The 13,885-nt window shown below is 40.2% G+C and carries 12 protein-coding genes; 9 read left to right on the top strand and 3 right to left on the bottom strand.

Annotated elements, in window-relative coordinates; translation table 11 throughout:
• Nucleotides 1-139: 139 nt before the first annotated feature.
• Nucleotides 140-589: a helix-turn-helix domain-containing protein gene (locus EV212_RS12620; RefSeq protein ID WP_132094113.1), complete on the bottom strand. Its 450-nt coding sequence runs from the start codon at nucleotides 587-589 to the stop codon at nucleotides 140-142.
• Between the two features lie 104 nt (nucleotides 590-693).
• Here EV212_RS12620 and EV212_RS12615 point away from each other — a divergent pair, with 104 nt between their 5' ends.
• Entirely contained in the window at nucleotides 694-888 is a 195-nt protein-coding gene (locus EV212_RS12615) for a nucleoside/nucleotide kinase family protein (RefSeq protein WP_132094110.1), read from the top strand.
• Nucleotides 889-890: 2 nt separating this feature from the next.
• Entirely contained in the window at nucleotides 891-1,976 is a 1,086-nt protein-coding gene (locus tag EV212_RS12610) for a site-specific integrase (RefSeq protein ID WP_132094106.1), read from the top strand.
• Here EV212_RS12610 and EV212_RS12605 read toward each other — a convergent pair.
• Complete coding sequence (locus EV212_RS12605; protein WP_243115560.1) at nucleotides 1,971-3,098, bottom strand: recombinase family protein; 1,128 nt, start codon at nucleotides 3,096-3,098, stop codon at nucleotides 1,971-1,973. The genes EV212_RS12610 and EV212_RS12605 overlap by 6 nt on opposite strands.
• Nucleotides 3,099-3,236: 138 nt before the next feature.
• Between EV212_RS12605 and istA the strand changes: the two genes are divergently transcribed.
• The 7 genes from istA to EV212_RS12570 all read left to right on the top strand — a co-directional run bounded on the left by istA (nucleotide 3,237) and on the right by EV212_RS12570 (nucleotide 12,451).
• Nucleotides 3,237-4,796, top strand: a complete 1,560-nt coding sequence (gene istA, locus EV212_RS12600; RefSeq protein ID WP_165873379.1) for an IS21 family transposase — start codon at nucleotides 3,237-3,239, stop codon at nucleotides 4,794-4,796.
• On the top strand, nucleotides 4,796-5,560 hold the full coding sequence (locus tag EV212_RS12595; protein ID WP_132094100.1) for an ATP-binding protein: 765 nt from the start codon (nucleotides 4,796-4,798) through the stop codon (nucleotides 5,558-5,560). Before istA ends, EV212_RS12595 begins: the two co-directional genes overlap by 1 nt.
• Before the next feature lie 95 nt (nucleotides 5,561-5,655).
• Complete coding sequence (locus EV212_RS12590; RefSeq protein WP_207669123.1) at nucleotides 5,656-5,961, top strand: SHOCT domain-containing protein; 306 nt, start codon at nucleotides 5,656-5,658, stop codon at nucleotides 5,959-5,961.
• A gap of 36 nt (nucleotides 5,962-5,997) precedes the next feature.
• Nucleotides 5,998-7,128: a DUF6591 domain-containing protein gene (locus EV212_RS12585; protein ID WP_132094094.1), complete on the top strand. Its 1,131-nt coding sequence runs from the start codon at nucleotides 5,998-6,000 to the stop codon at nucleotides 7,126-7,128.
• Between the two features lie 185 nt (nucleotides 7,129-7,313).
• On the top strand, nucleotides 7,314-8,174 hold the full coding sequence (gene dinD / locus EV212_RS12580) for a DNA damage-inducible protein D (protein WP_132094091.1): 861 nt from the start codon (nucleotides 7,314-7,316) through the stop codon (nucleotides 8,172-8,174).
• A gap of 214 nt (nucleotides 8,175-8,388) precedes the next feature.
• A complete protein-coding gene (locus EV212_RS12575) occupies nucleotides 8,389-10,584 on the top strand; it encodes an AAA family ATPase (protein WP_132094088.1) in 2,196 nt (731 codons plus the stop codon).
• A gap of 4 nt (nucleotides 10,585-10,588) precedes the next feature.
• Nucleotides 10,589-12,451, top strand: coding sequence for a UvrD-helicase domain-containing protein (locus EV212_RS12570; protein WP_243115559.1), 1,863 nt, complete (start codon nucleotides 10,589-10,591; stop codon nucleotides 12,449-12,451).
• Nucleotides 12,452-12,897: 446 nt separating this feature from the next.
• Here the strand turns inward: EV212_RS12570 and EV212_RS12560 are convergent, their stop codons facing one another.
• Nucleotides 12,898-13,275 (bottom strand): TnpV protein, encoded by a 378-nt coding sequence (locus EV212_RS12560; protein WP_132094085.1) that lies wholly within the window; start codon nucleotides 13,273-13,275, stop codon nucleotides 12,898-12,900.
• Nucleotides 13,276-13,885: the final 610 nt, after the last annotated feature.

Raw genomic sequence — 13,885 nt, 5'->3', positions numbered from 1 at the left:
CAAAATGATAACACTGGCAACCATGCATTTATTCTTGCGTGAGCCGGAGGTTATCAGGTAAATATTATTTTTGACCAACATAAAAAGGTCTTACCGAATTGAGTGAAATCAGTTTGGTAAGGCCTTTTTTGCTGGTTTTTTATTTTTTTACATTGGGATAGTTATACCGCCAGTGGTCGTATTCTTCTTTTGTGATCTCGCCGGATTCCAGTTTTGCAGACTGTTCCTGCCAGTCATGGAACATATCAAACATAGAAAGGTAGGTGGTACCCTTGGTTTTATCAAGCCGCAGGCAAAGTTCCCCGTCAATCTCTCCGATATGCAGACCGTAGAGGTCTTCCAGTGCAAACAGCGTGTGCATGAGTCTTACATAGCTGTCAATATCCGGGACAGCCAGTGCATGGGGAGATACCTCGAAAATATCAGCCAGTGCATTGAGATATTTTTCTTTCGGGCTGCGTGCCCCTTTTTCGTACTGTGCAATACGGACATCTGCCTGCATATCGCTGAAGCCAAGCCGCTGTCCAAGATACTTCTGCGTGAACCCATGCAGAAGTCTGAAATGATGGATTCTTTCACCAATCGCCATAACTATCGCTCCTATCTGTTGTTGATAGAAAAAGTATAGCATAAAAGTATAGCAACATATAGCTAATACAGAAATGTATAGTAAAAACAAAGGAGGATTTATCAATGGAAAAAATGTTTATGAGAGTGGATGAAGTGATGGAGGCATTGGAAGTTTCCGAATCCTATGCGTACAAGCTGATTAAAAGGCTGAACAGGGAGCTGGAAGCGATGGGATGCCAGACCATCCCCGGTCGTGTTGACCGCAAGTATTTTTACCAGCAGTTCTATGGAACAAAATCATATGATGGGAGGGGCTAAGAATGGCAGTTTACAAGAATGAAAGCAATAATACATGGTACGTTATGACAAGGTATCAGGACTGGACAGGAGAGCGCAAGCAGAAATGCAAGCGTGGCTTTAAAACGAAGCGGGAGGCAATGGAATGGGAGAATCAGTTCCAACTCCAGAAAAGAGCAAGTGTCAATATGACGATGGAAAGCTTCTGCAAATTATATGAGGAGGATGTAAAGCCAGGTATGAAGAGAAGTACCTGGCTGACAAAGGAAAATATTATCCGTAGTAAAATCATCCCTTATCTGGGTCAGAGGAAAGTATCTGAGATTACCGCCAAGGATGTGATTGATTGGCAGAATGCCATGCGGAAATTGAAAAATAAGTCGGGGAAACCGATTGCCCCAACGTATTTGAAAACTATTCACGGACAATTAAGTGCGATTTTCAACCATGCAATGAAATTCTATGATCTGGCAGCCAATCCGGCGCAGAAAGCAGGAACAATGGGTGCAGAGGAAAGTAAGGAAATGGAATTCTGGACGAAAGAAGAGTATTTAAAATTTTCCGAGTCAATGATGGACAAACCGCTTTCCTATTATGCATTTGAACTGCTCTACTGGTGCGGAGTCCGTGAAGGCGAACTTCTCGCCCTTTCTCCTTCGGACTTCAATTTTGAGAAGAAAACCTTGCGGATCAATAAGTCTTATCAACGCCTGGAGGGGGAGGATGTGATCTCTACCCCAAAGACCAAGAACAGCAACCGGATTGTAAAGATGCCCCAGTTTTTATGTGATGAGATGCAGGACTTTTTCAAACAGTATTACAGCCTGCAGCCGGATGACCGGATTTTCCCGGTAACGAAATATTATCTCTCCCACGAGATGGACCGTGGCTGTAAGGAAAGCGGGGTAAAAAGAATCCGGGTACATGATCTCCGTCACCCGTATGTCAAGCCCAAGACAAAAAAATTTTATCTTTTTTCAAAGTTTAACCGGCGATTATTTCTTTGCTTTTCCTCCGGCTTGTGTTTCTGTTCAGTATCAAGAAAAGCCTTCAATTTTTCTTTTTCATCAGGTAAAAGGCAGCCAAAACTTTTGCTGTCCTGCCTATAATAAAAAGCTGCCTTCATAGTCTGATTCCTCCGTTTCTTTAACACCAAAGACATCCTGCGTCACATATTCAATCTCAATCCGGTCTCCCGGAAAGATATAGACCTTACTGATAAGCCGGTCAATCAGGGCTTGCGTCAGAGTGTCGGCATTGCCTACTTCCTGAACGATTTCACGCTGTTTCAACCTTGCCTCATAATCGCTTTGTATCTGTTTGGTCTGTGCGGTAATAGCGGCATGGACATTCTTTGCCTGAACCAGTTCTGCGTCATATACCGCTTTCCGCTCCCGGTAGGTTTCCAGGTCAATCTCTCCAAGTGCATACTGTTCATAGAGTCGCCGTTTGCTGTCCTGGATAGAGCGCAGCTTATCTTCATGCTCGGCCTGCTGAACCGTCTGCAAATCCAGCTTGTCTTTGCCGCTGTCAATTCCCAGCGCCGGACACATCTGCACCTGGATTGTTTCAAAGACCACCTGCTCCAGATCAGCCATTTTTACCCGCACCCCATGACAAGGAAGATTTTCTGCCACTTCGGAGTGGCGGCAATAAAACCAGGCATCATTCCTGAGCGACATGGCATGGTCGCAGCAGCCGCAGAATACTTTTCCACGGAGAAGGTAGTCACGCCGCTTTTTATTGGGAAGGGAGAAACGCCTGATTGAAGCATTGGCTTTCTCAAACAGTTCCTTGCTTACGATTGCCGGGTGGTGGTCTGGAATTTTGAACCACTCGCTTTCATCCTTTAGCTTCATGCGGCGGCTGCCAATCTCCTGTACCTTGCGCTTGCCGATCACATAGGTGCCGATATACCGCTGGTCCTCCAGCATACGCAGAACCGTAGAACTGCTCCAAACGCCGTGCGTCCGGGAGACATTGTAGTGATCCTTGCCTTTATCCCTCCGGTATTCTCCGGGCGTAGGAATCTTCAGGGCATACAGTTTCCTCGTGATCTCTGCGGCTGTATTGCCGTCAGCCGCCCATTCAAATATCTGCCGGACAATCCCTGCAACGTCCTCGTCCGGCTCCATGCGCCCGTCTGCACTCTTGCGGTAGCCATAAGGACAAATGACGCTTTGGTACTCGCCCCGGCGCATCTTTGCGTATTTGGCGCTTTTCGTTTTCATTGATTATTATCACGCTTGGGAGCCACCACTATATATAGTAGTTACGATAGCAGATATTGATATAATATATTAGCCTCCTTTAAACTGTGTTTCATGAAGGATTTTATCTTTCAAATACATTTTAAGGAGGTTTTCTTTATGTTTAAGAAAACAAGAGTGAGGCAGATCATAGAACTGCTTCAAAAGAATTTAAGTGACCGGGAAATTTCCAATGTTCTTGGTGTTTCCCGGAATTCCGTTGCACGGATCAGACAAGCTTCTGATGGTTACAACGGAGAATGGGAAGAACTTCTGATGATGACTGACGATGAATTATATCGTTTCTTTTATCCTGATAAGTTCAAGCCCAAAAGCAGTTATGCTCCGGTTGATTATGCATATGTTCACAGGGAACTTAGTAAAGTTGGCGTTACGGAGGCTCTCCTGTGGGAAGAATACTGTGAGAAATGTAAGAAAGAAGGGGTAAAGGCCTGCTCCTATCCTACATTTGCCAGAGGTTATAAAAGGTATACAGTCAGTAAAAAATATACCAGCCACATAGAACATAAACCAGGTGTTACGCTTGAAGTTGACTGGTCAGGTCCAACGATGAGTTATATTGATCCGGATAAGAATACAGAGTGTACTGCATACCTTTTTGTTGCAACATTTCCCTATAGTCAGTATACATACGTTGAAGCCGCAGCTTCTATGAACCAGTCCGACTGGTTGTATTGTAATGTACATATGCTTGAATTCTTTGAAAGTTCTCCTGTGAAAATCGTATGTGATAACCTGAAAACCGGAGTTATCACTCATCCAAAACATGGAGAGATCATCTTAAATGATGCGTATTTATCTTTTGCCGAACATTATCAAGTCGCAATCATGCCGGCTGAAGTTAGGAGACCCAAGCAAAAACCAAGCGTGGAGGGATCCGTAGGTAAGATTGCAAGAAAAATTATTGGCATGTTAAGACATGAAACATTCTATTCCCTGGAAGCTCTGAATCGCGGCATAAGGGATGCTCTTACTAAGCTTAATTCCAAGGAATTTCAAAAGAGAGATGGCAGCAGAAAGGTTCTTTTTGAAACCGGGGAGAAACCAATGCTAAGGGCTTTGCCCCTAATCCCCTTTGAGATATGTGAGTGGTCCTATAAGCATAAGGTTGGTCCGAACTCTCATATATGGTTTGGCAAAGGGCAATATTCTGTTCCCAGTGACTATCTGAATCAATACGTTGATGTAAGATACAACAATGTAATGGTTTATATTTATTCGTCACATAAACTGATCGCAGAACATAAGCGCCTTCCATCAGGACTTAAAAACGGTAAGAGAACAGATGCATCGCACCTTCCGTATCCGCTATACACTCCTGAAACTGTAGAATCAACTACTGCAAAAGCGAAAGAGATAGGAGCAAATACAACTACTGTGGTATGCAGAATTTATGAGAATGCAAAAATAAAAGAACAGGCTCTTATGGATGTCAGATCAGTTCTTGATATCGCAAGTATCTATGGAGAAAAAGCACTGGAGGAAGCTTGCAGGAGGGCTTTAAAGGACTTCCATATGATTACATACAATACACTGATTGCTTATATAAAGGATATATCTAAAAACAAGAAGAATAAAATGAAATCTGTGAACGAAAAAGAGCATAACCATGGAATCGTACGAGGTGCGGATTATTACAGGAAGGGTGGTACAAAGTAATGAATATAGAAATCAAGAAACAATTAGCAGTATTGGAACTGGGAGATCTGGTATCTGTCATAGAAAATCAGGAAAAGGATGTATCATTGGTAAACTTGAATTACAATGACAGACTGGAGCATCTCCTTACGGAACTTATAACAGAAAGACAGAATCGTTTGATTGCAAGACTTACAAAAAATGCAGAGTTAAAGTATCCGAATGCAAATCTTGAAACTCTTGATTGTGAAGCAAGAGGAATAAACAAAGATACGATTGTCAATCTGGCTTCCATGGGATTTGTAAGTGCTGCCACCAATCTGATTATTACAGGAGCGACAGGTGCTGGAAAGACGTATCTGTCATGTGTACTTGGAGTGGAGGCATGTAAACAAACTTTACGGACCTGTTATATCAGAATGCCTGATATGCTGGGGCATTTTCAAAATCACAAAGATAATCTCAGGGAGCAGGTCCGATATAGAAAAAGACTTGGGAACTATAAGGTTTTGATCATTGATGAATGGTTAAACTACAAAATTAACGAGAGGGAATCGAAGTTTATATATGAACTCATAGAACAGAGATGTGGCAATAGTCCAACGATTTTTGTGGGGCAGTACGATGTGGAAGACTGGCATGAGAGACTGGGAGGTGGAACACAAGCAGATTCCATTATGGATAGAATCATCCATAACTCTTATACGATACCAACAACAGATAACAATTTAAGAAAGCTGTACGATTCTAAAAAGGCAAAAGCTGTAATTGATTCGTTAAGATAACATCATATGTCTATGATAGCAATGGCATGACTGCAATGGTTAGTCATGCCATTTATAACAATACAATATATAGTGTTTTAGGGTGGCTCTCAAGCGTGAGAATTATATTGAAAACAAAGTGGCTCTCAAGTGTGAGAACGGTGGCTCCCAAGCGTGATAATAATCACCAAACCGCAAGAGCCATGCGAGATGCAGCAAATCAGGAAGGTGGGCTGGCTGGTTTGGGTGCTGGATTAGCATTTGGCAATACAATAGCTCAAAATGTGCAAAATATATCAAGCTCAAATGTTCAGTCAAAAAGTAAGGTAGAGCAATTAAGAGAACTAAAAGGCCTATTGGATGATGGAATATTGACGCAGGAAGAATTTGATGCAGAAAAGAAACGTATTTTAGGAAACTAGAATAAAAATTAAAGGAAATCAGGGAGGATAAAAAAGATGTCAAAGAAACCCAAAATGGTATTATGCAGAAATTGTAATACACCAATAGCAAAGAATGCAAAGATTTGTCCGTCATGTGGTGCTAAGAACAAAAAGCCGTTTTTTAAGAGATGGTGGTTTGTCTTGTTTATTATAATACTGATATTAGGCGGGATCGGTTCTATCAGCAGAAATAGGAAAGAGAAATTTGATTGGAATGAAGTGGAACTTTGTGAGCAGCTTCCAAAACCAAAATCAAACGTAGGAACGATTATCAGTAATGATGGTGAACATTTGATCCTACATGTAGAAAAAACATCCAAAGGGGATTACAATGCGTACATAGAAGAATGTCAATCTATGGGATATGCAGTTGAGAGTGAAAAAACAGGAGATAACTATACTGCTTTTGATGAAGAAGGTTATGGATTGGATTTAAGTTACATTGGGGAAACTATGTATATAGATCTTGACGCTCCGATAGAAATGGGAATATTAAACTGGCCTAAGAGTGAAATTGCAGGCTTGCTTCCATTACCGAAATCTACAGTTGGCAAGGTTTCTACAGATACAGAAAATGGTTGCTATATTTATGTTGGAGAAACATCTATAGATGATTTTAACGCTTATGCGGATGAATGTTCAGATCATGGCTTTTCTGTTGATTATGAAAGAGGGGATAAGTTTTACAATGCTAAAGACGGGAATGGGAATAAGCTTTCACTATCTTATCAGGGAAATAATGTAATGGTTATTCAGATTAGAAAACCTGATGAAACTGAAACGAATGAATCTGAAACAGAGCAGGAAAGTGAACATCCTTCAGTAGCTGAGCAAGAGACAGAACTTGAGGAAAATTCAAGTGACAGTGCAGAGTTGATAGATGGTATGCGACCAGAGTTTAAGCAGGCGATGGACAGCTATGAAGAATTCATGAATGAGTATTGTGAGTTCATGAAGAAATATGCTGAATCCGATGGAACCGATGTAGGGTTATTGGCTGATTATGCAAGCTACATGAGCAAATATGCTGATGTAGTAGAAGATTTTGAAGCGTGGGATGATGGAGAAATGAATACAGCAGAGACGGCATATTATTTGGTTGTTCAGACACGAGTTAGCAAGAAACTTCTTGAGGTGGCGGAATAACAAACGGTTATGGAAAACAATATATGATAAAGCAATTATTACAAAAGCATCGGTTCCCGGTGCTTTTGTTTATGTTTAGGGTAGTCGCTTGGCTTTGAGAGAAATTAGTAGAAATATATTGGAAGTGGTTGTAAAATAAAAGATGAAATATTGAAGTTAGAAAAATGTAAAGGTGGGACTTTATAATGAGTAAACTAAAAGCTAAAGAATACAAAAGATTTGAAGATATAAAGCATATTCGAAATGATGGTAGTGAATTTTGGTCAGCTAGAGAGTTGGCACCAGCCTTGGAGTACAATAAATGGGAAAATTTTCATAAGGTGATTAAGCGTGCCATGATTGCTTGTGAAAACAGTGGTCACGTTATTGCGGACGATTTTCCTGAGGTCAGGAAAATCGTAAGTGCTGGTGCAACGAGTAAGCCGGTTAAGGATTATGAGCTTACTCGGTATGCTTGCTATTTGATTGTACAGAACGGAGATCCACGAAAAGAAGTGATAGCTTTAGGACAAACCTATTTTGCTATTCAAACGTATCGGCAGGAAGTGGCAGATCATTTTAATGAGTTGGACGAAGACAGAAGACGGTTGGTAGTGCGTGGAGATATTAAACAGTGGAATCAACTTCTTGCAGAAACAGCGCATGACGCAGGAGTCATTACAAATGAAGAATTTGCGATTTTCCAAAATGCCGGGTATATGGGATTATATGGTGGATTAGACGTTGATGATATACACAAGAGAAAAGGGTTGGAAGTAGGACAAAAAATTCTTGATTATATGGGAAGTACGGAGCTTATTGCTAATTTGTTCAGAATATCACAGACGGAAGAAAAACTACGGAAAGATGAGATTACTGGTGCAAAGGCAGCGACAGCTACTCATTATAAGGTTGGAAAAGAAGTGCGAGGCGCTATCGAGAAAATAGGTGGTACAATGCCGGAAGATTTACCGACACCAGAAAAAAGCATTCAACAGGTTGAAAAAGAACAACTTGCCCGATTAAAGGCGAAAGCAAAAGCGGGAAAACTAATGTTGGATGAATAATTGCAGGCTGGCACTGGCGGAGAGCCAACGCTGGTCATAAAAAATTGTTATGTGTATACGATTTTAGAAAAAACAAACTCTCTTGTAGAATATCATTGCAATTTCAGAAGACAGTATAAGGCTTAATAAGAGTGCCCCTTTTTTCATATTGTGTCCTGTCACTTTTATGTTATAATTAACAAAAATAATTGTTGGTGAAATGCGGAGGTAGAGTATGAGAATACTGGCGATAAATATCCAAAACTTTCGAAAACTTTTACAGTGCCATATAGATTTCAGTAAAAAGATCACGCTTTTCGTTGGTGCAAATAATAGTGGAAAAACATCCGCTATGGATGCTCTTGGCAAATTCCTTGCAGATAGGAGTTTTACTTTTAATGATATAACCATATCAAAACATTCAAATATCAATCAGATTGGAGATAGATGGATACAAGAAGGATGCGAAGAACCTGTTGACTTGACAGAATGGGAATTGTTTGTTCCTAAAATGGATATATGGCTTAATGTTTCGCGAAACGAAATACACTATGTGGCTGGCATTATTCCAACATTGAAATGGCGCGGAGGTAAATTAGGCGTTAGGTTGGCCTTTCTGCCGAAAGATATATCTAAGCTATTTTCAGAGTATAGAGAGGCATATTTTGCAGCACGTAAAACTGAAAAAGCGAAAGAAAAAGTTGAAATAAGATTATATCCGAAAAACCTGTGCGAATTCCTAGAGAAGAATCTTAATATATATTTTTCGATTAAGACATTTATTTTAGATCCGGCAAAAGCAGAAGCAGAAGAGCCGCAGACAACGCCTTTCGAAATGGAATGCTTTACTGATAATCCACTAAAAGGGATTATTAAAGTGGACATGATCGATGCACAGCGAGGGTTTGCGGACCCAGACAATGCAGATGGAACCGAGAGGACTAAAAAACAGTTATCTGAACAAATGCGTAGCTATTATGACAAGCACCTCGATCCAGAGAAATCCCCTTCCCCAGAGGATTTAGATATTTTGCAGGCTACCGAGGAAGCGAGGAAAGCATTTGACAGAAATCTTGCAATAAAATTTGCACCGGCAATTCATGAGTTAGAAGGATTGGGGTACCCCGGAATAGCAGATCCCAAACTCACCATTGTCACAAAAATGTCTACGGGCGAGACTCTAAAGCATGATGCTGCTGTACAATATGCCCTTAGCAAAAGCGATGACAGTCTAAAATTACCGGAGAAATACAACGGTCTCGGTTATCAGAATCTTATCTCCATGGTCTTTGACCTAATGAGATTCAGGGACGACTGGATGCGCGAAGGAAAAGCTAAACAGGCAAAGAAAGATTCTGACCGAGCGATAGAGCCGTTGCATTTAGTTTTGGTTGAAGAACCGGAAGCTCATCTCCACGTACAGGTACAGCAAGTATTTATTCGTAAAGCATATGATGTTTTAACAAATCATAAATTTATTAAAGAGAATGAGAATTTTGCTACACAGCTAGTAATTAGCACTCATTCAAGCCATGTCGCCCGAGAAACCGATTTTGCAGATTTGCGCTATTTCAAACGGCTATCGGAAGGTTCGGAAAGCACAATTGCAACATCAAAGGTAATAAATCTTTCCGATGTATTCGGGAAGGAAGATGAAACCGATAAATTTGTTACGCGCTACTTGCAAGCAACACATTGCGATTTGTTCTTTGCTGATGCCGTGATTCTGGTCGAGGGTTCGGCGGAGAATATGCTATTGCCACATTTCATACGAAACAAATATCCCAAGCTGTATCAAAGATATATATCGATACTCAGCATAAATGGTCGTCACTCGCATCGCCTCAATCCATTGATTGAAAAGCTATGTATACCTACGCTCGTTATTGCAGACATGGATTCAGCGGAAAAAGAAGGACATCATAAAGCGGCTTGCCCAGAACGTGGAAAAGGTCTTATTAGCAGCAACTATACAATTGCAAAATGGCTCGTTAAGGAAAAAGATTTGGACAAGCTCTTGGCGATTCCTTCTGCAAAGAAGGAAATAATTAAGGAAACGCCATACAAATACTCTATCCGGGTTGCATACCAAACTCCGGTTGCTATTGACTATGATGGTACTGTTAAAGAGGCTATTGCAAGCACATTCGAAGACTGCCTCGTATATACGAATTATCAACTTTTTAAAGGAATATCGACAGATGATACTGGCAGTTTAGTAAAGAGCGTGAGCGATGCGATTAATTCAGCAAGCTCTTTTGAAGATTTCCATAAAGGAGTATATGAAATACTGCGTAGTGGTAAATCTGATCAAAAGGCCGAATTTGCATTAGATTTGATTTATGCCATAGATCCAGACGAACTTATAGTTCCTGACTATATTGATGAAGGGTTGGAGTGGCTACAATCATATTTAGATCCGGAGGAATGAGACGATGGCAAAAATAATGCCCTTGGAAGAATGTTCCATAGATAACCATATTGACGATCATGTAGATCAAGAGATACAAGACTGCTTCTCTATAGACGCCCCTAAATGTTTCTTCGTATTTGCAGGAGCAGGTTCAGGAAAGACTAGAAGTCTCATAAACACGCTTACTTTCTTGGATAAAGAACGAGGCGAAAGTCTTTTAATGAATGGTAAACAGATCGCCGTAATTACTTACACAAATGCGGCCTGCGACGAAATATCCAAGAGACTACAGTATAAACCAATCTTTTCCGTATCTACGATACATAGCTTTTTGTGGGATTTAATAAAGAGTTATCAGGCAGATATAAAGGAGTGGGTCACACGATCTGTCCAAAAGGAAATTGAAGATCTTAAGCAAAAACAGCTTAAGGGGCGTGGCGGTAAAGCAGGCGAAAAAAGAGCCGAGGAGATTAAGAAGAAAGCAGAACGACTTGCAAAAATTAAGACAGTAAAAAAGTTTTCTTATAATCCAAATGGAGATAATGTCGGATATGACTCCCTTAGTCATAGCGAAGTCGTCAAAATGAGTACAGAGTTTATTGCGACAGAACCAACTATGCAGGATATTTTAGCAGCAAAATACCCAATACTGCTTATTGATGAAAGTCAAGATACGAAAAAGGAACTGGTTGACGCCTTACTTATCGTATGCGAAAAATACAAAGAAAGATTTATTGTGGGAATGTTCGGCGATACCATGCAAAGAATTTATAACGATGGCAAAGATAATCTTGCTAATTGTATTCCTGATGAGTGGGTAAAACCAGTGAAAGTAATGAATCATCGAAGCGCTAATCGTATTGTTGCCTTAGCTAACTCAATAAGGAGTACTGTAGATGGTCAAAAACAACAGGCAAGAAGTGATGCAGAAAAAGGAATTGTGCGATTTTTTATTGCTTCAACTTCGGATGATAAAGAGGATGTCGAGAAGAAGGTTGCAGAGCTTATGGCACGAGATACTGGAGATATCGGCTGGAATGACGATACGCAGTATAAAAGCCTAATTCTTGAACATCATATGGCGGCAAGCCGGTTCGGGTTTTCTGATTTATATATGCCACTAAACAATTCAGGAAAATTCGATACATCGCTGCGTGATGGATCTATTACGGAATTGTCGATTTTGTCAAAGATTGTGTCTCCGTTAGTGACAGCATATCAGAGCGGAAATGACTTTGAGGTCGCCAAAATTGTTAGAAAGAATTCTCCTTTGTTAAACAAAGAAGCTTTTGCATCCGAACTAAGTGATCAAACTAAAATGCTTGAAAAAGCTGAGGCCGCAGTAGAGGCTTTAATGCGTCTCTGGGCCGACGAAAAGATTCCATCTTGTTTGGAGGTTTTAAAATCCATCCGAGATACAGGATTATTTAAGGTTGGAAGTCGCGTTGATGAATTGTTAACAGGATTCTCCCAAGGTGAAAACGAAAAGGTAACTGCTCTAAGAAATGCATTATCTGTACCATTTTATGAATTAGAAAAATATTCATCATATGTTACTGACAATACTCGTTTTGCTACACATCAGGGTGTTAAGGGGTTAGAGTTCCCTAGAGTTATGGTTATTATGGACGATGCACAGGCCAGAGGTTTTTTATTTAGTTACGAGAAGTTGTTTGGCGCAAAAGCTCAAAGCGATATTGACGTAAAAAATAAGCGTGAGGGTAAGGATACCAGCATCACGAGAACGGCGCGTCTCTTTTACGTTGCTTGCACAAGAGCACAAAAGAGTTTGGCTGTTGTTGCCTATACGGAGAATGTGAAATCAGTTAAAGATACGGCCTTATCAAACTGTTGGTTTTCAGAAGATGAGATTTATATGCTATAGAATTATTATATCCTGCAGAAATTTTTTACTCGTTTGATTAAGTCAAAATAGTATGGATATTGTTGTTACCGATAATATATGATGAATGATCTTTTGGGTTTAGAAATTAGAAATAGGGGAAATTCGTGACTATATGGGTAGTACGGGGCTTATTACTAATTTGTTCAGAATATCGCAGATAGAAGAAAAATTGCGGAAAGTTGAGATTACTGGTGCAGAGGTGGCAACAGCTATTCATTGGTTGGGAAAGAAGTGAGAGGCATTATTGAGAAAATAGGTTGTACAATGCCGGAAGATTTACCAACACCAGAAAAAAGCATTCAACAGGTTGAAAAAGAATAACTTGCCCGATTAAAAGCGAAAGCAAAAGCGGGAAAACTGATGTTGGATGAATAATTGTAGATCGGCGCTGATGGAGTGCCAGCGCCGACCGTCAAAGATGGTAGTTATGCGTATACTATTTCAGAGAGTATGATTTCCCTTGCTGAGGCTTGGATATTATTCATGACCTGTAACCATTTGAGCCAATCATAAGATTTTAGCTGTTCATTGACTCCTTGCTGTTTTGCCATTTGTTTTACAATTAAATCCATGCGCTCATGGGCGGATTCATTTGTATCTGCGAGGTGTTTTGTCAAAGTATCGGATAGAAGCAAGTTCATATACAAAACGGGATGGTGTTCCCGTAAGTATGTTTTGCGGAGAGCACCGTATAATCCTATAGGACGGATGTCATTATCCTCTGGTAGTTGCAAATTGGGGTAATACATACCATCTTCGCTAAGAATGTATTCAATGTTGTTTTCAATAAATCTTTCTTTCATAGAGTACCTCCATAGTTTACTTGTAAGCCGCCAGAAAAAATTTGCTATGAGTCATAAAAATCCGACGGCAGTGAATTGTTTTCTATGAGGTGAACAAAAAATTGCGGCTACATTTTGGCTACAAAAATATTATGGACGGACCGGATTATGCGTATGAATTATCATAAAACAAATAAAAAACGCACTTATAATACACTTTAATCGCAATTGTACGATTGTAAAAGACGAGTTCGAATAAGTTGAAATGTTGAAAGAATCCAGTATTTATGCGGGTTGCGGCGCTTTAAGAGGTCTTTTGATAACAAATTGATAACAGTTGCATTAGAGCCATTATTCTTGTAATCCAGTGGCTTTAGGGTTACAGAATGATTTAGAGTTGATTTTGTATGACGAAATAAATCCATATTAGAAAGGGGCTGTCGGGAAATAGACAGTCCTAAACAGGGCGGGGAACGGCTCGGATGAGCCGACCCCGCCTAAACTTTTTTATAAAAAAGAAAAAAAGATGGCTAACGAGTAAATGGTAAATAGCCGGTACCATGCCACTTGCTAGTTTTTGTGAGATAATTACTCTAAAAAATCTAAGGTTTTTTAGGGAGGAACATCTTAT

The organism is Frisingicoccus caecimuris (assembly GCF_004340975.1).
In the GTDB taxonomy this organism is placed as follows: Bacteria; Bacillota; Clostridia; order Lachnospirales; family Lachnospiraceae; genus Frisingicoccus; species Frisingicoccus caecimuris.
The sequence above is the reverse complement of the archived record's forward strand: the minus strand, read 5'-3'. Positions and strand labels throughout refer to the sequence as shown.